The following is a 16,690-nucleotide window of genomic DNA, read 5'->3' as shown; positions in this document are numbered from 1 at the left end:
GTGAGCGAAGGGCGAGATGGCGGACGACACGGTGGTGGGCGCTACGGCGGCGGGGGACGCGGCGTCGGCCGAAGGGGACTTCAAGGGCTGGTGCTGCTGGGCACCGTGCTGGTCCTGCTCCTCCTCGGCGGCGGCCCGGCCTCGGCGCACGCCGCCCTCCGCAGCGCCGATCCCGCCGACGGAAGCGTCGTCAAGACGGCCCCCGACGCCATCACCCTCACCTTCACCGAGTCCGTAGGCCTGCTCGACGACTCCTTCCGCGTCTTCGACCCCGACAACCGGCGGGTCGACACGGGCGAGGCGGGCCACGCGGACGGCCGCGCCGACACGGCGCGGATCAAGCTCCCCGGCAAGCTCGGCACCGGCACGTTCACGGTGGCCTGGCGCGTGGTGTCGGCGGACAGCCACCCGATCGCCGGCGCCTTCACCTTCTCGGTGGGTACGCCGTCCGCGACCCCGCCGGCCCTGCCCAGCACCTCCGTGGAGAACCCGGCCACCGGAGGCCTCTTCAACATCGGCCGCTACCTCGCGTACCTCGCCGCGGCGCTCCTCATCGGCACGGCCGCCTTCATCGCCGTCTGCCGCCCGCCGGACGTCCGGCCGCTGCGCAGGCTGCTGCTGGCCGGCTGGTGGGCGCTCGCCGGATCGACGGTGTTCCTGCTGCTGCTCCGCGCCCCCTACGAGACCGGTACCGGCCCCGTGCAGGCCCTGGACCCGTCGGGTCTGACCCGCACGCTGGGCACCCGGCCGGGCCTGGCCCTGGTGGCGCGCCTCGTGCTGCTCGCGGCGGCCGCGGCGCTTCTGCTCTGGCAGCGGAAGGCCCTCCGGGAGGGGAAGCCGCCGTCCCGCGCTGCGCTGCTGACCGGCGCCGCGCTGGCCGTGGGCCTGGCCCTGACCTGGGCGGGCGCCGAACACGCGTCGGCAGGTATCCAGGTGCCCGCGGCGATGACGTCCACGGTGCTGCACCTGCTGGCGATGGCGGTGTGGCTGGGCGGCCTCGCTGCCCTGCTCACCCTGTTCTACCGCGCGTCCGTCCCGTCGCGCGTGGTCGGCCGCTTCTCGCAGCTGGCGGGCCTCTCGGTGACCGTCCTGGTGGTGACGGGCGTCTACCAGTCCTGGCGTGGCCTCGGCTCCGTGTCCGCGCTGACGGACACGACGTACGGGCGGGTCCTGCTGGCCAAGCTGGCCGCGGTGACGCTGCTGCTGCTGGCGGGGGCCCGCTCGCGGCGGACGGTGACAAGCGAAAGGACGGCGAGGAACGTGACGGTGGAGGCTGCCGAGGTGCGGGAGGCGCGGGTACCGGAGCCGGTGGGCGGCCGGGCCGAAGGCGCGGTGGACGGCCTGGCGGGAGATCGGGTGGACGGCACGGTCGACGCCCCGGTGAGCGGCCCGTCGCTGCCCGAGAAGCCCCGGCCGCCGGCCGGTACGGCCCTCACCCCGGCCGAGGACGCCCAACGCCGGGCGCTGCGCCGCTCCGTGCTGGCCGAGGTCGTGGTCTCCGTCGTCGTCCTCGTCTTCACGACCGTCCTGACGGGCACCCTGCCGGGCCGGGCGGCGGCCGAGGCGGCGACGGCGGAACAGTCCGCCGGGCTGCCCGTGGCCTCCGTGACCAACATCCCCTTCACCATCGGCTCCGGCGCCCCCGGTGTCCGCGGCGTCAGCGGCAAGGTGCAGGTCACCCTCGATCCGGGCCGGGTCGGCGACAACGGCCTCCAGGCCGTGGTCTACGGCCCCGACGGCGGCTTCGTCAGCATCCCCGAGCTGCGCATCTCCTTCAGCCTGCCCGACCAGGACATCGGCCCCCTCGACGCCAAGGTCACCGACCGGGGCGGCTACTGGGCCGCCGACACGGTCAACCTGCCGCTGTCCGGCACCTGGGAGATGAAGGTGACGGTACGGGTGTCGGAGACCGACCAGGTGAGTGAGTCGAAGCCGGTGGAGATCGTGCGCTGAGCCAGGGGCACTGAGACAGGGGCCGCCCTCAGCCGGGCGGCCGGTCAGCGCACCGGGTCGGGAGTGGCGTGACGGGCCGCGAGGGCACGTTCCTCCTCCTCGAGCCGGCGGGAGCACCGGGCGTCCGGATCGTAGGCGACGGCCGTGCTCACACAGGTGCAGAACACCTGGGCGTCGCGGGTGACGCGGCTGGTGACGCGGAAGGTCGAGCGGCGCAGGTCACCGATGGTCGTGGTGATGGTGACCGGCTCCGGCTGGAGGACGAGGGGTTCCGTGTAGTCGAGTTCGTGGCGTGCGTAGACGAACCTCGGGCGGATCTCCTGCCCGGGCAGTCCGGGGCGCAGATAGAACATGTCCATATGGGCGTCCTGGATCATCTCCAGCAGCCGGACGTTGTTCACATGGTTCATGGAGTCCAGGTCGCTCATGCGTACCTGGCGGAGATAGAGGTGCGGTCGACAGTCCGGCACCTCGAGGGGCGTGCGCCCGGTGCTGGTGCGGCGGATGTCGGACGCCAGGGCGTGGGTCAGGGTCAAGGTGTCACTCCTCGGAACATCGGAACAGGGGTCCCGGCCTCCTGGCCGGTACGCGGTACCGGTGCCGGGGCTACGGGGACTGCGGGGCTACAGGGCCCGCTCGATCAGGTCGGCCGCGGCTCCCGCCCCGCCGGCCGCCGCGATCTCCCGGCGCATGGCGGACACGCCCGCGCGGATGTCCCGGTCGGACGAGACCCGCAGGACGGCCTCGCGCAGCGCCTCGGGGGTGACGCTCTCGCGCGGCAGGTGGACGCCCAGCCGGAGGCGTTCGATCCGGTCGGCGTTGACCCGCTGCTCGGCCATCTGCGGGACCGCCACCAGCGGGACGCCGTAGTGCAGGGCCTCCATCGTGCCGCCCATTCCGGCGTGGGTGACGAAGGCGTCCGCATGCGCGAGCACGGCCAGCTGGGGCACGTGGGGATGGACCTCGACATTGGCGGGCAGCGGCCCCAGCCCGTCCGGCGGGACGGCGCCGACGGACATGACCACATGCCAGGGCAGCTCGGCGAACGCCTGGACGCAGGACCGGTAGAACTCCGGCCGCCGGGTGAACTGGGAGCCCAGCGAGACCAGCAGCACGGGCACGTCGGGCCGCGGCGGCTGCCAGGAACCCTGGTAGGAGCGGTCCCCGAGCGCCGGTCCGACATACGCGACGCGCTGTGCCGCGACGGTGTCCGCTCTGCGTTGGAAGGCCCGGGGGAAGAACGCGACGGCGTGTTCCGGCCGTACGAGGTCCTGGATCCGCGCGGCTTCGATCCCCTGGTCGGCGAAGGCGGCCACCAGCCGCGCGAAGCCCGGCAGCTGCGGGAGGCCGGGCACGCCGAAGAACTCGGGGACGATGCCGTCGTAGGCGAGATGGGTGGGCGACGCCACGACGGTCGGCAGCTGCCACCGTGCCCCGAGCAGCAGGCCCGAGAAGGCGTAGATGTCGCACAGCACCAGGTCCGGACGGTCCCTGCCGAACGCCCGGGTCAGGGCCGGCAGGGACGCCAGCGCCACCTCGACGACCCGCGCGAACCCCTCGCCCATGTCCTCCGGCGCGTCCGAGCCGTCCCCCGCGTCCGGGTAGAGCACGGGCTCGGCACCGGCCGCCTTCACCTGGTGCACGAAGTCCTCGGTGACGGCGTAACTGACCCGGTGCCCCCGCCGGACGAGCTCCTCGACGACCCCCAGGGTCGGATTCACGTGCCCGTGCATCGGAACGTTGAACACGGCGATGTGCGCGGGATTCGGATGAGTACCAGGCACGACACACAACTCCTGTCCGGCACGGAGCCGGGGCGGGGGACTCGGGAACGGGGCGCCCGGACGGCGGACGCGGAGTCCCGATTAAAGGCGCACCGACACCGTTCGTGACCGCAAACCTGCGGCAGTGTCACCCCATCAGGGAGCCTCCACGGCCGCGCGTTGACACCTGCGGAACACCTGAGAGGTACCTGGCGAGGCGGCCGGTGACGCGGCGGACGTGACCGCCGGTCCGATCGGCCGTTGGGGGTACAGGACGTCGTCCCCCAGCAGCCGGCCCACGACAGGACCGGCCCACGACACGGACGGCCCACGACAGGAGCAGTCTCATGCCCGGATCGCATCTGCCCTTGATGGAAGAGGGGATGGCCCGCTGGCCGTTCGGCCCGCCCAACGCCGGGATCGCCCTGGACCTCGCGGGCGCCCCACCGTCGTTGGACGAGCTGCGGGCGTTGGTGGAGGAACGCTGGAAGGCGCTGCCCAGGCTCACCCAGACCCTGGTCGCTCCCGGCGGCGCCCGGACGGGCCTGGCCTGGTGGACCGGCCGGCACCGCTGGGCGCGGCGGGACGGCCACGACCTGGCCCGGCAGATCGACAGCGCCGACCTCACCCTCCGGGACGCGGTCCGGCAGTGGTTCCACACGCCGTTCCCGACCGACCGGCCGCCATGGAGCCTCCACCTGCTGCGCGGGGCGACGGAAGGGGAGTTCTCCCTGCTGTTCCGGATGCACCACAGCCTGCTCGACGGCCGTTCCCTGACGACCCTGCTGCGCGCCCTCTTCGACGACGGCCGGCCGCTGGACGGCGCCGCGTCCCTGGCGGTGCCCGGCCCCCGGCGACGGACGGTCCGCCCCGGCCCGACGGGGGGCGGCCCGCCGGGCCTGCTCACCACGGGCCGTGCGGTGCCGCTGCCGCACCGGGGCCCGCGGGAGCCCGCGTACACCGTCGTACGGCTGCGCGCCGACGTCCTGCGGGCCGCGCGCGCGGCCGTCTGCGTGGGAGCGGCGGGCTCCGCGCGTCCGGCGACCACCAACGAGGTGTTCCTGGCGACGGTCTCCGGAGTCCTGCGCGCCTGCCTGGCGGCTTCGGATTCCGGCGGCGGTGACCGGGATCCGGATGCGCGGCAGGTGTGGCTGTCGGTCCCGGTCGACGAACGGCCCGACGACTGCGGTGAGTTCCTCGGCAACGCGTTCGCCAACGTCCGGGTGCCGGCGCCGGTGACGCTCTCCGACCCGGCGGCCCGCCTGAGCGCGTGCACCGGCCTGCTGACCACCGTCACCCGGCCCCGGCGCACCGCCGAGAAGCTGGTCGAGGGCACGCTCGCGGCGGTCCCCGGGGCGACCCTGGCGCTGGCCGGCGGAAAGATCTTCGCGCCCGCGTACGCGCCGGCAGCCTGCTCCTACGTCCATCTGCGCGAGCGGGGCCAGACCCTGGCCGGGCGACCGCTGCGCCACCTCACCATCGTCCCCATGGTGCCCCCGGCCGACACGGCCACCTTCGCCCTGGGCGGCTGCACCAAGGGCCACACGCTGAGCGTCGCCACCAACTCGGGCCGCGAGGACGCCGGCCTGCTGGCGGAGGCGTTCCTCGACGAGCTGACGCTGCTCGCCGAGAGGGCTCGCTGACCCGCCGGTTCCGCGCATGTCGAAGGGCCCCACAGCGAACGGTGGGGCCCTTCGGCATGCGCGGAACCGGGACGGCGCGTGGCCGACTGCGAGGCCACTGTCACCGGCCGGAGCTAGCTCGCCTGGCGTCGAGCCGCACCCATGCCCGAGAGGGATGCCTGCGCATCCTCGATCAGGAAGATCTCGTCCTCCCCGAAGTCCGGGGCCTGGAAGGGGTTGGTCGTCGGAGGCGGCGATGCCGCGGTGGCATAGCGAGTCGCCCCTTCCGGAGCGGAGAACAGCGAGGTCGGGTCGATGAGAGGTCTCCCATTCGTTACAGGGCCGTGGACGGACCTGGCGTGCCGTGACCGGGCACAGCGGTCCTACAGCTTGCTCATCTTGGTGTAGGGACTCAAGATCCGCATCTGCGCCGAACCGAAATCCACGAGTGCCGCGATTCCGTCTTCGATGCCGATCACGCGGCCGAGGCCGTACATGTCGTGCGTGACCTGGTCGCCCACCTCGAAGTGCTTGGGGGAGGGCGCGGCCGGGGCCTTGAAGGGACTGGTGGGCAAGTAGCGCTTCGGTGCCGTTGGCTTTGTCATTGCCTCCAGTATGGGCCTGCATGGGCCACTCGTAGCGGCCGTCTTTCTCCGCCGTTCGTCACAGACCCGGACGGCGATCATCACCTCGGCCGGAACACGGGCAGTCACGCGCCTCTGACCTGGGGCTTCGTCGGCGAGCCCACTGAAGCGCCCGCTGAACCCCACCACAGACCGTTACCTTCGGAACCCACTTCACGCCCTGGACATCGGGTGCGTGGTGACATCGGATGCACGGTGCTCCGGCTCTCCGCGCCCGGTCGCGAGGATCTGCCTCAGTTGATCGCGAGGATCAGGCTCAGTGTCAGCAGGGCGAGTCCTCCCACGGCCATGACGCCGCCGATGAGCCTGTAGAACCCGGGGCTGAGGCTTTCGGTGTCGGCGAGGCCCAGATTTCCCGTCCGCTGTCCCTTCAGCTCCAACGCGGCCCGTCGGCGCGCCAGCGTCGCGTCCACGGCACCGCGCAGATCGAAGGCCCACCTCGCTCCGATGTACACGGCTGCGGCCCCCAGGACGGCGAGGAGGACCAGGACCCCGGTCGGGTCGGACGAGGCTGCGGCCGTGGTGGCGATCATGAGCATGACGCGCAGCATCGCAGGCGGCCGCACCGGATGTCCCCGGATCGGCGGAACGAGACGGAAACCGAGGCGGGCAACGTCGAAGGGCCCCACCGCGAACGGTGGGGCCCTTCGACTTCGTGCCCGGTGAGGCACTGGCGGAGGATACGAGATTCGAACTCGTGAGGGGTTGCCCCCAACACGCTTTCCAAGCGTGCGCCCTAGGCCACTAGGCGAATCCTCCGCGGCAAACAATACAAGACGTTGAGGAGTGCTCGCGAACTCGTTCCCCCCGCTCAGATCCTGTAGCCTGTGCGCAGCCCCTCACGCGGCGCTATCTGACTGAACTCCCCCAGGGCCGGAAGGCAGCAAGGGTAGGTCGGCTCTGGCGGGTGCGTGGGGGGCGCTTGCGTTTGCGGTGGGCGCCGGGGGCCGGGTCCGCGCGTGGGACCCGATGTCAGCGGTCGCCTATAACCTCGTATGCGTGTCGTCTCTCGCGCTGTACCGCCGCTATCGCCCGGAGTCGTTCGCCGAGGTCATCGGGCAGGAGCATGTCACCGGCCCGTTGCAGCAGGCGCTGCGGAACAACCGGGTCAATCACGCGTACCTGTTCAGCGGGCCGCGTGGGTGCGGGAAGACCACCAGCGCGCGGATCCTGGCCAGGTGCCTGAACTGCGAGCAGGGGCCCACACCGACCCCGTGCGGGGAGTGCGAGTCGTGCAAGGACCTCGCCAGGAACGGCCCGGGGTCCATCGACGTCATCGAGATCGACGCAGCTTCGCACGGTGGTGTGGACGACGCCCGTGACCTGCGGGAGAAGGCTTTCTTCGGGCCCGCCCGCAGCCGCTACAAGATCTACATCATCGACGAGGCCCACATGGTCACGCCGGCCGGTTTCAACGCGCTCCTCAAGGTCGTCGAGGAACCGCCGGAGCATCTGAAGTTCATCTTCGCGACCACCGAGCCGGAGAAGGTCATCGGGACCATCCGGTCGCGGACCCACCACTACCCGTTCCGGCTCGTGCCGCCCGGGACGCTGCGGGACTACCTCGGCGAGGTCTGCGGGCAGGAGGCCATCCCCGTCGAGGAGGGCGTGCTGCCGCTCGTCGTGCGCTCCGGCGCGGGTTCCGTGCGTGACTCCATGTCCGTCATGGACCAGCTGCTCGCCGGCGCGAGCGACGCGGGTGTGACGTACGCCATGGCCACCTCCCTGCTCGGTTACACGGACAGCTCGCTGCTCGACTCCGTCGTCGAGGCCTTCGCCACCGGTGACGGCGCCGCTGCCTTCGAGGTGGTCGACCGGATCATCGAGGGGGGCAACGACCCCCGCCGCTTCGTCGCCGACCTGCTGGAGCGGCTCCGGGACCTCGTCATCCTCGCCGCCGTCCCGGACGCGGCCGACAAGGGGCTCATCGACGCCCCCGCCGACGTGATCGAGCGCATGCAGGCCCAGGCAGGCGTCTTCGGCGCCGCGGAGCTGAGCCGTGCCGCCGACCTCGTCAACGAAGGGCTCACCGAGATGCGGGGCGCCACCTCACCCCGTCTCCAGCTCGAGCTGATCTGCGCGCGCGTGATGCTGCCCGCCGCCTACGGCGACGAACGCTCCGTCATGGCCCGCCTCGACCGCATCGAGCGTGGCGTGAACTTCTCGCCGGGCGGCGGTGCGCAGGGGGCGGCGCACGGAGCGCCCGCGATGCCGACGACGGGTTACGTGCCCGGGCCTGAGGTGCACGGCGGTGCCCCCATGACCGGGGGCGCGCCGATCCCGCCCGGTGGCGGGGCAGCGGCCGCCCGCGCCGCGGTACGGGGCCCGGGGCCGGGGCAGGGTCCCGGTCCGGGTCAGGCGCCGGACCGGTCGGCCGCGCCTGCGTCTGCGCCTGCCCAGCCTCCGGCCGCCCCGCCCGCGACCGCCCCGGCCCCCACCTCCGCACCCGCTCCCGCCCCCGTCGCGGCCTCCGCCCCGCCGGTGGAGGAGGTGCCGGCCGCGAGCCCCCAGGCTCCTGCCCAGCCCGCTCCCGGTGCCTGGCCCACCGCCACCGCGGCGGGCAGCGGGCGCCGCCCCGGCGGCTGGCCCACGGCCGCGCCCGCGGGCGGCGGCCGGCCCCCGGCGACGCCGGCCCCCGCTTCCACTCCCGCCGCCGCGGCCGGTCCCCCGGCCCCGGCCTTGGCTCCGGCAGCCACCCCCGCGCCCGCGCCGGGCGCGTACGCGCCCCCCTCCGGCGGCATCGACCCCCGCATGCTCTGGCCGAACATCCTGGAGGCGGTCAAGAACCGCCGTCGCTTCACCTGGATCCTGCTCAGCCAGAACGCCCACGTGGCGGGCTTCGACGGCACGACCCTCCAACTCGGCTTCGCCAGCGCCGGCGCCCGCGACAACTTCACGAGCAGCGGCAGCGAGGACGTGCTGCGGCAGGCGCTGGCCGAGCAGTTCAGCGTCCAGTGGAAGATCGACGCGGTCGTCGACCCGTCCGGCGGCTCGGGGCCCCCGCCGACCGGTGGCTTCGGTGGCGGCGGTGGCGGTGGCGGTGCGCCCGGCGGCTACGGCAGCCCCGGGGGCCACAACAGCCCCGGTGGCTACGGCGGTGGCGGCGGTTCGACGGCCCCGTCGGGCACGGCCGCGACCCAGGCACCGGCTGCTCCCGCCGCCCCTGCCCCGTACGCGTCGCCGTCGACATCGGCGTCGGCCCATGCCCACGCGGCCCCCGCCCCGGCACCGTCCCGTCCGCCCGCCCCGGAACCGGTGGCCCCCGAGGACGACACCCCCGAGGACGACGACCCCGACCTCAACGAGTCGGCCCTCTCCGGCTACGAACTGATCGTGCGCGAGCTCGGGGCGACGGTGGTGGAGGAGTTCACCAACGAGTAGGGGGAGACACGGACGTTCCCTCGGCAGCGACCCTCCCCCGCGCCCTGCCGCTTGGAGGAACGCACAACGTCCTCACCTCCCGGCTTTCGGAAGCCCGCACAAAACACCCCCGCCCCCGCCCGTTAGGCTGACCCCCGTGAACGTCCTCGTCATCGGCAGCGGCGCCCGCGAACACGCCCTGTGCCGCTCACTGTCCCTCGACCCCGCCGTCACCGCGCTGCACTGCGCCCCCGGCAACGCCGGCATCGCCGAGGTGGCCGAGCTGCACCAGGTCGACGCCCTGGACGGCGGGGCCGTGTCCGCGCTGGCCGTCGAGCTCGGCGCCGAGCTGGTCATCGTAGGCCCGGAGGCGCCGCTGGTCGCCGGTGTCGCCGACGCCGTGCGCGACGCGGGCATCCCGGTGTTCGGCCCCTCCAAGGAGGCCGCGCAGCTCGAGGGCTCCAAGGCGTTCGCCAAGGACGTGATGGCCGCGGCCGGCGTACCCACCGCCCGCTCGTACGTCTGCACCACCCCCGAAGAGGTCGCCGAGGCCCTCGACGCCTTCGGCGCGCCGTACGTCGTCAAGGACGACGGTCTGGCCGCCGGCAAGGGCGTCGTCGTCACCGACGACCTGGAGGCCGCCGCGGCGCACGCGGCCGGATGCGAGCGCGTCGTCATCGAGGAGTTCCTCGACGGCCCGGAGGTCTCCCTCTTCGCGATCACCGACGGCGTGAGCGTCGTCCCGCTCCAGCCCGCCCAGGACTTCAAGCGCGCGCTCGACGGCGACGAGGGCCCCAACACGGGCGGCATGGGTGCCTACTCACCGCTGCCCTGGGCCGACCCGAAGCTGGTGGAGGAGGTCCTGGAGACCGTTCTCCAGCCGACCGTCGACGAGATGCGCCACCGCGGCACCCCCTTCTCCGGACTGCTCTACGCGGGCCTCGCGATCACCGGCCGCGGTGTCCGGGTCATCGAGTTCAACGCCCGCTTCGGCGACCCCGAGACGCAGGTCGTCCTGGCCCGGCTGAAGACCCCGCTGGCCGGCGTCCTGAAGGCGGCCGCCACCGGCGACCTCGCCGACCTGCCGGCCCTGCGCTGGAGCGACGACGCGGCCGTCACCGTCGTCATCGCCTCGCACAACTACCCCGGTACCCCGCGCACCGGCGACCCGATCTCGGGCCTCGCCGAGGTGGCCGCCGAGGACGCCCCGCACGCGTACGTCCTGCACGCCGGGACGAAGTACGACGGTGACGACCGCGACACGGTCGTCAGCGCCGGCGGGCGCGTGCTGTCCGTCACCGCGACCGGCACGGACCTCACCGAGGCCCGCGAGCGCGCCTACAAGGCGGTCGAGCGCATCGGGCTCGACGGTTCGCAGCACCGTACGGACATCGCCGCGAAGGCGGCGGCGGACGCGTAGGCACCAGCCTGCCGCAGGCATCAGCAGGGATCTCTCAGGCCCCGGGCCACCACGGAACTCCGCACGGAGGACCCGTGGAACCCGGGGCCTGATCGTTGCCCACCGTCATCCACCTTTCCCCAAAGCCATTCCATCGTGTGAGCGCTGAGCTATCCGGCTGACGTGGGCCGGAGTGCCAACTAGGGTGCGGCGCAAGCGTTCCGGTCCTCGTTCCGGCACTTGGCCCACCAGCATTGCGGTGTCGGTGGTCGGTGCCACAGTGGGGGAGTGACCACTGCGAAGACAGCCGGGGGAAACAGGACCGTAGGGAGGGGGTGAGGTCCGGTCGTGACCGGTATGGGAGTGGAGATGGGCGCGCAGGCCGCGCGGGCCCGGGCACTGGCGGTGCTGCGCATCCGCAGCCGGGCGCTCGCCGTCGCGCTGCTGCCCGCGGCCGCCGCGGTGATCCTGCTGGCGGGCGGTTCCACCGGGCACTTCGTGGGCCCGGGGTGGGACGTCGCCCGCTGGGCCGTGTCCGCCGCCGCGCTCGTCGTACTGCTGGCCGCCGGGGTCATCGGCCTGGTCGTCGCCCGCGCGCGCCCCGCGGTCAGCCCCACGGTCGCCATCGCCGAGGAGGCGGCCCCCGATCTGTACCGGCTCGTCCGCGACCTCGCCGACCGCCTCGACGTCCCCGCGCCCTCCGCGATAGCGCTCACGCCGGACTGCGACAGCTGGCTGGAGGACCGCACCCACCCGGCCCACGGCCCGTCCCCGTCCCGCGGCGGTGACGAGATAGCCGGCACGGGCGGCTCTCACGGCCCCCTCCACCGCCGAACGGCGGCGTCACCCGTCCTCGTCATCGGCTCCCCGTTCCTGTGGTGGATGCGCGTCGGCGAACTGCGCGCCGTGCTGGCCCCGGTCGTCGCCGGTACGGGCCCTTCGGCGCACCCCGACATAGCCGCGGCCCGGCGCTTCGTGCGCGGGCTGGACGCCGCGGTGGCCGTCTGCGCCTACCGCGGCGACCGGTATCCCGCGTTGCGCCCCGCCTGCTCGGGCATCGGCTGGGTAGCGCGTCTGATGCTGCGCGGCTGTCAGATCCACGCCGGCGAGATGGAGCGGGGCGTCGCCGCCGCGGCCTCCGAGCGTGCACAGGCTGTGGATTACGGGCTGCGCATCGTCGCCCAGGAGCAGGTGGGCCTGGCCTACGCGGGCTGGGACCGTCTTCTGACGCGTGTGGCGCTGCCGGCCTGGCGGATGGGCCGCTGGCCCTCCCGGCTGGACGCGGGCGTCGTCGCCGCCCTCACCGAGCTGTCCCGGCGCGACCGGCTGGCCGAGGGGTTCGCCTCCCGGCTCGGCGAGCGCCCCGCCTGCGACCTGCTCGAAGAGCCCGGCACGATCGACGAGGCCGCCTCGCTGCTCGCCGCCCGGCTCTTCCACGGCGGCCCCGCGGACCCGGGCCCGGGCTGGTCGCCGGTGGCCTGGGAGGACTACCCGGACGAGGTCGTCGACCGCAAGTGGCGTACCGACGCGGCCCGGCTCCACCGAGTCCTCGACGCCCTCGGCGTCCGCCGCACCTGCGACCCGACCGGCACCGCCCACTCCGGCGGCCCCCACCACAGCGGCCCCACTCTGGCCCGAGTCCTGGACCACCTGACGGACAGGCCCGCCGACGTGGAGGGCCCCCACCCGACAACCCCGAACCACCGAACCCCCTCGACGGCCACCTCCGCCCCGACGGCCACCCCTGACCTGGCGGCAACCTCCGCCCCGGCGGCCACACCTTTTCCGGCGGCCACCTCCGACTCGGCGGCCACACCTTCTCCGGCGGCCACCTCCGACTCGGCGGCTACACCTGACCTGGCGGCCACTCCTGACCTGGCGGCAACCTCCGACTCGGCGGCAACCTCCGACTCGGCGGCCACCTCCGTCCCGGCGGCTACACCTTCTCCGGCGGCCACCTCCGCCCCGGTAGCCACACCTGACCCGGCGGCTACACCTGACCTGGCGGCCACTCTTGACCTGGCGGCCACACCCGTCCCGGCGGCCACACCCGTCCCGGCGGCCACACCCGCCCCGGCGGCTGAGCCGAGCGGGCCCGAGGACCCTGTATCCAGCCCGGCACCCTCCCCAGCCCCCGCCGGCTCTGACGGCCTCACCGACCCCACCGGCTCTTCGGGCCTCACCGACCCCAACGGCCTCACCGACCCCAACGGCCCTACCGGTCTTCCGGCCACGCCGGCCACGCCGGCCACGCCGGCCACGCCGGCCCCCGCCGGGTATCCCGCAGCCGTCCCCGTCCCCGTCCCCACCTCAGCCGACCCGGACATCGTCCCGAGCCCCGACCAGGACCCGAACCCTGACCTGGATCGGAACCCCGACGCTGCGACGAGACCTGACCGGGGGCCGAGCCCTGACCTCGCTTCGAGTCCCGGCGTGGGTTCGAGTCCCGACCTCGCTTCGAGCCCCGAGCAGGGTCCGAGCTCCGACCGCGCATGGCGCCCCGACCTGGGGCCGAGCCCCGATCAGGAACCGAGCCCCGGCCTCGCTCCGGGCGCCGGCCCCGCCCCGACCCCCCTCCCCGCCCCCGAGCCCGCCTTCCTCGCCGATGACGAGGACCCCTTGCCTCCGAATCCCCGCAGCGCGGCCCTCGCCGCCGGGCTCGGTGCCGAGCTGGGGCGCGAGGAAGCCGCAGCCGCGGCGGCCGCGCCCCCCGCTCCGGCCGGTCCCCCGGCGCCCGGGCAGGGCCCCGACATGGCCCTCTGGGACGAGGACGCGCTCCCCCTGTTCCCCCTCCAGCCCCCGCGCACCGACCGCGAGCTCCTGGCCGATCACGTCACGGCGATGGTCTGTTGCGCCGCGATGGACACCGTCGGCGCCATTCCGGGTCTCGACTGGCTAGACGGCCCGACCCTCCTGGTCGACGGTGAGCGCGTGGCCGACCTGGCCCCCCGGGTGCTCAGCCTCGTCGAGGACGGCGACGCGGTCCCCCTGCGCACCTGGCTGGTGGAGCTCGGCATACGCCCGGAGAAGCCGGTACGGCTCGGCTGAGCGCGCCGAAGCACCGACGCCGCCCGCGCCGTCCGTCCCCAGTCGGCACCCCGGCAACCCCCGGCACCCCACCGACCAAGCCCTAACGGAGCTCTATATTCCACTTTCGGCCAATTCGCAACGAATAGTGACTGCCTGCGCGCGTTATGTGATGTGCTGGGACCGATCGAGCCCATGGCAAGGGCTTGCGACATAGGACAAACGCGCAGGGCGGTCACGTACGGCGTACGCACGAACCATCACGGGGGCACAAGGGAGGGGAGCACCATGGGACCCGGACCAGGACCGGAACACATCCGCCGATGGGAGTCGGGAGCACTGGCCCACGCCGTGACGGACCCCTTCGGACAGGGCCCAGTCCCCTGGCTGCGCGGCAGCGAGACGTACTTCGACGACACCGGCCAGGTCGTCCCCTGGTACGTGGACGCGGCCCCCGCCCCCGCCCGGGGCGGCCCCCGCGTCCCGGCCCCTCGCACCGCGCCCTCGGCCGGCGGCCCCCGCTCGGCCGACGACGTGCGCCGCCAGATCAAAGGCTTCGTCTCCACCGGCGCGGTCGCCCCCGGTGACGCCGTCGACTTCCACATCACGGTCGACCCGCCCCAGGAATTCAGCGTCGACGTCTACCGCATCGGCCACTACGACGGCGACGGCGCCGCCAAGATCACCACCAGCCCGCGCCTCTCCGGCATAGTCCAGCCCCCGCCGCTGACCGCCGACCGTACGGTCTCCTGCCACCACTGGTGGCTCTCCTGGCGCTTACAGGTCCCGTCGTACTGGAACGTCGGCGCGTACGTAGCCGTCCTCACCACCGTCGACGGCTACCGCTCCCACGTCCCCTTCACGGTCCGCGACCACCACCCCGCCGATCTGCTCCTGCTGCTCCCGGACGTCACCTGGCAGGCCTACAACCTCTACCCCGAGGACGGTCGCAGCGGCGCCAGCCTCTACCACGCGTGGGACGACGACGGCCGTCTCCTCGGCGAGGCCGACGCCGCGACCACGGTCTCCTTCGACCGCCCGTACGCCGGCGCGGGCCTGCCTCTCCATGTCGGCCACGCCTACGACTTCATCCGCTGGGCCGAGCGCTACGGCTACGACCTCGCCTACGCCGACGCCCGCGACCTGCACGCCGGTCACATCGACCCCACCCGCTACCGCGGCCTGGTCTTCCCCGGTCACGACGAGTACTGGTCGACGAGCATGCGCCGCACCGTGGAGCTCGCCCGCGAAAGCGGCACCTCACTGGTCTTCCTGTCCGCCAACTCCCTCTACTGGCAGGTGGAGTTGGGTCCCTCCCCGTCCGGTGTCCCCAGCCGCCTGCTGACGTGCCGCAAGCGCAAGGGGCCCGGCAAACCCGTCCTCTGGCGGGAGATCGACCGCGCCGAACAGCAGTTGGTCGGCATCCAGTACGCGGGCCGGGTGCCCGAGCCGCATCCGCTGATCGTCCGCAACGCCGACCACTGGCTGTGGGAGGCGACCGGCGCGTGCGACGGCGACGGCATCGAGGACCTGGTCGCGGGCGAGGCCGACCGCTACTTCCCGCGCACCCCCCTGCCGCCCCACGAGGACCGCATACTCCTCGCCCACTCCCCGTACGCCGACAGTGAGGGCGTCCTCCGCCACCAGGAGACCTCCCTCTACCGGGCTCCCTCCGGTGCCCTGGTCTTCGCCTCCGGCACCTTCGCCTGGTCCCCGGCCCTGGACCGGCCCGGCCATGTGGATCCCCGCGTCCAACGCGCCACGGCCAACCTCCTGGACCGCATCTGCAAACGCGACTGACACCCGCGTACGCCCGCTCGCGCCACCCGCTGTCCTTGATCGATCCCGATGTACGGGACAATCAACCCACTAGGACAGAACCACGGGGAGGAACCGTGTCCGGATTCGTAGAAAAGCCCGAGCCCCTTCAGGTGCCGGGTCTGGTGCATCTGCACACCGGCAAGGTGCGCGAGCTGTACCAGAACGAGGCGGGCGACCTCGTGATGGTCGCCAGTGACCGCACCTCCGCCTTCGACTGGGTGCTGCCGACCGAGATCCCCGACAAGGGCCGGGTCCTCACCCAGCTCTCCCTGTGGTGGTTCGACCAACTCCGCGACCTGGTCCCGAACCACGTCCTGAGCACGGAACTGCCCGCCGGCGCCCCCGCCGACTGGGCCGGCCGCACCCTGGTCTGCAAGTCGCTCCGGATGGTCCCCGTCGAGTGCGTGGCCCGCGGCTATCTCACCGGCTCGGGCCTCGCCGAGTACAAGGAGTCCCGCACGGTCTGCGGCCTCGCCCTCCCCGAGGGCCTGGTCGACGGCAGCGAACTCCCCGCGCCGATCTTCACCCCGGCCACCAAGGCCGCCGTCGGCGAGCACGACGAGAACGTCTCCTACGAGGAGGTCGCCCGGCAGGTCGGCGCCGACACCGCCGCCCAGCTCCGCCAGGCGACCCTCGCCGTCTACGGCCGCGCTCGCGACATCGCCCGCGACCGGGGCATCATCCTCGCCGACACCAAGTTCGAGTTCGGCTTCGAGGGCGAGAACCTGGTCATCGCCGACGAGGTCCTCACCCCGGACTCCTCCCGCTTCTGGCCGGCCGACCAGTGGCAGCCCGGCCGCGCGCAGCCCTCGTACGACAAGCAGTTCGTGCGCGACTGGCTGACCTCGGCCGAGTCCGGCTGGGACCGGGCGAGCGAGCAGCCCCCGCCGCCCCTGCCGCAGCACATCGTGGACGCGACCCGCGCGAAGTACATCGAGGCCTACGAGCGCCTGACGGGTACGAGCTGGGCCTGACGCGAAAGGCCCCGGTCGATGACCGGGGCCTTTGCGACGGAGCGGACGACGAGGCTCGAACTCGCGACCTCAACCTTGGCAAGGTTGCGCTCTACCAACTGAGCTACGTCCGCAGTGCGCCGTGGCG

At 73.3% G+C, this 16,690-nt stretch carries 11 protein-coding genes, 2 tRNA genes and 1 other RNA gene; 8 read left to right on the top strand and 6 right to left on the bottom strand.

Features of this window, described 5'->3' with window-relative positions; translation table 11 throughout:
• Positions 1–90 precede the first annotated feature (90 nt).
• Complete coding sequence (locus G9272_RS21870; protein WP_171402108.1) at positions 91–1,953, top strand: copper resistance CopC/CopD family protein; 1,863 nt, start codon at positions 91–93, stop codon at positions 1,951–1,953.
• 44 nt (positions 1,954–1,997) lie between these two features.
• Here G9272_RS21870 and G9272_RS21865 read toward each other — a convergent pair whose 3' ends face one another.
• Both G9272_RS21865 and G9272_RS21860 read right to left on the bottom strand, forming a co-directional pair.
• Complete coding sequence (locus G9272_RS21865; protein ID WP_171398147.1) at positions 1,998–2,489, bottom strand: acyl-CoA thioesterase; 492 nt, start codon at positions 2,487–2,489, stop codon at positions 1,998–2,000.
• An 87-nt stretch (positions 2,490–2,576) separates the two neighbouring features.
• The gene (locus G9272_RS21860) at positions 2,577–3,746 is read right to left on the bottom strand and encodes a macrolide family glycosyltransferase (RefSeq protein ID WP_253267892.1); all 1,170 of its coding nucleotides are present in this window, start codon (positions 3,744–3,746) and stop codon (positions 2,577–2,579) included.
• Between the two features lie 317 nt (positions 3,747–4,063).
• Here G9272_RS21860 and G9272_RS21855 point away from each other — a divergent pair, with 317 nt between their 5' ends.
• Positions 4,064–5,359 (top strand): wax ester/triacylglycerol synthase domain-containing protein, encoded by a 1,296-nt coding sequence (locus G9272_RS21855; RefSeq protein ID WP_171398146.1) that lies wholly within the window; start codon positions 4,064–4,066, stop codon positions 5,357–5,359.
• Positions 5,360–5,721: 362 nt separating this feature from the next.
• Here G9272_RS21855 and G9272_RS21850 read toward each other — a convergent pair whose 3' ends face one another.
• From G9272_RS21850 to G9272_RS21840, 3 genes are all read right to left on the bottom strand, one after another.
• A complete protein-coding gene (locus tag G9272_RS21850) occupies positions 5,722–5,943 on the bottom strand; it encodes a hypothetical protein (protein WP_171398145.1) in 222 nt (73 codons plus the stop codon).
• A gap of 272 nt (positions 5,944–6,215) precedes the next feature.
• Positions 6,216–6,521, bottom strand: a complete 306-nt coding sequence (locus tag G9272_RS21845) for a hypothetical protein (RefSeq protein WP_171398144.1) — start codon at positions 6,519–6,521, stop codon at positions 6,216–6,218.
• A gap of 132 nt (positions 6,522–6,653) precedes the next feature.
• Positions 6,654–6,741 (bottom strand) — tRNA-Ser (locus G9272_RS21840).
• A 71-nt stretch (positions 6,742–6,812) separates the two neighbouring features.
• On the opposite strand from G9272_RS21840, the gene ffs reads away from it, so the two are divergent.
• The 6 genes from ffs to G9272_RS21805 all read left to right on the top strand — a co-directional run bounded on the left by ffs (position 6,813) and on the right by G9272_RS21805 (position 16,563).
• Positions 6,813–6,911, top strand: an RNA gene (ffs, locus tag G9272_RS21835) — signal recognition particle sRNA small type.
• A gap of 70 nt (positions 6,912–6,981) precedes the next feature.
• Entirely contained in the window at positions 6,982–9,363 is a 2,382-nt protein-coding gene (locus tag G9272_RS21830; protein ID WP_171398143.1) for a DNA polymerase III subunit gamma and tau, read from the top strand.
• Between the two features lie 136 nt (positions 9,364–9,499).
• On the top strand, positions 9,500–10,762 hold the full coding sequence (purD, locus tag G9272_RS21825; protein WP_171398142.1) for a phosphoribosylamine--glycine ligase: 1,263 nt from the start codon (positions 9,500–9,502) through the stop codon (positions 10,760–10,762).
• A 336-nt stretch (positions 10,763–11,098) separates the two neighbouring features.
• Positions 11,099–13,789, top strand: a complete 2,691-nt coding sequence (locus G9272_RS45390; protein ID WP_253268227.1) for a hypothetical protein — start codon at positions 11,099–11,101, stop codon at positions 13,787–13,789.
• A 267-nt stretch (positions 13,790–14,056) separates the two neighbouring features.
• Positions 14,057–15,568, top strand: coding sequence for a N,N-dimethylformamidase beta subunit family domain-containing protein (locus G9272_RS21810; protein WP_171398141.1), 1,512 nt, complete (start codon positions 14,057–14,059; stop codon positions 15,566–15,568).
• A gap of 95 nt (positions 15,569–15,663) precedes the next feature.
• Positions 15,664–16,563 (top strand): phosphoribosylaminoimidazolesuccinocarboxamide synthase, encoded by a 900-nt coding sequence (locus tag G9272_RS21805; RefSeq protein WP_171398140.1) that lies wholly within the window; start codon positions 15,664–15,666, stop codon positions 16,561–16,563.
• Positions 16,564–16,603: 40 nt separating this feature from the next.
• On the opposite strand, the gene G9272_RS21800 is transcribed toward G9272_RS21805, so the two are convergent.
• A tRNA-Gly gene (locus G9272_RS21800) sits at positions 16,604–16,676 on the bottom strand.
• Positions 16,677–16,690: the final 14 nt, after the last annotated feature.

It is taken from the genome of Streptomyces asoensis (assembly GCF_013085465.1).
GTDB lineage: Bacteria > Actinomycetota > Actinomycetes > Streptomycetales > Streptomycetaceae > Streptomyces > Streptomyces cacaoi_A.
Note: the sequence above shows the minus strand (reverse complement) of the source record. Positions and strands in the feature narration are given on the sequence as shown.

Coding starts and splice junctions, on each gene's coding strand:
- G9272_RS21855 (WP_171398146.1), top strand. CDS start 4,064: ATGCCCGGATCGCATCTGCCCTTGATGGAAGAGGGGATGGCCCGCTGG.
- G9272_RS21850 (WP_171398145.1), bottom strand. CDS start 5,943: ATGACAAAGCCAACGGCACCGAAGCGCTACTTGCCCACCAGTCCCTTC.
- G9272_RS45390 (WP_253268227.1), top strand. CDS start 11,099: ATGGGAGTGGAGATGGGCGCGCAGGCCGCGCGGGCCCGGGCACTGGCG.
- G9272_RS21810 (WP_171398141.1), top strand. CDS start 14,057: ATGGGACCCGGACCAGGACCGGAACACATCCGCCGATGGGAGTCGGGA.
- G9272_RS21845 (WP_171398144.1), bottom strand. CDS start 6,521: ATGCTCATGATCGCCACCACGGCCGCAGCCTCGTCCGACCCGACCGGG.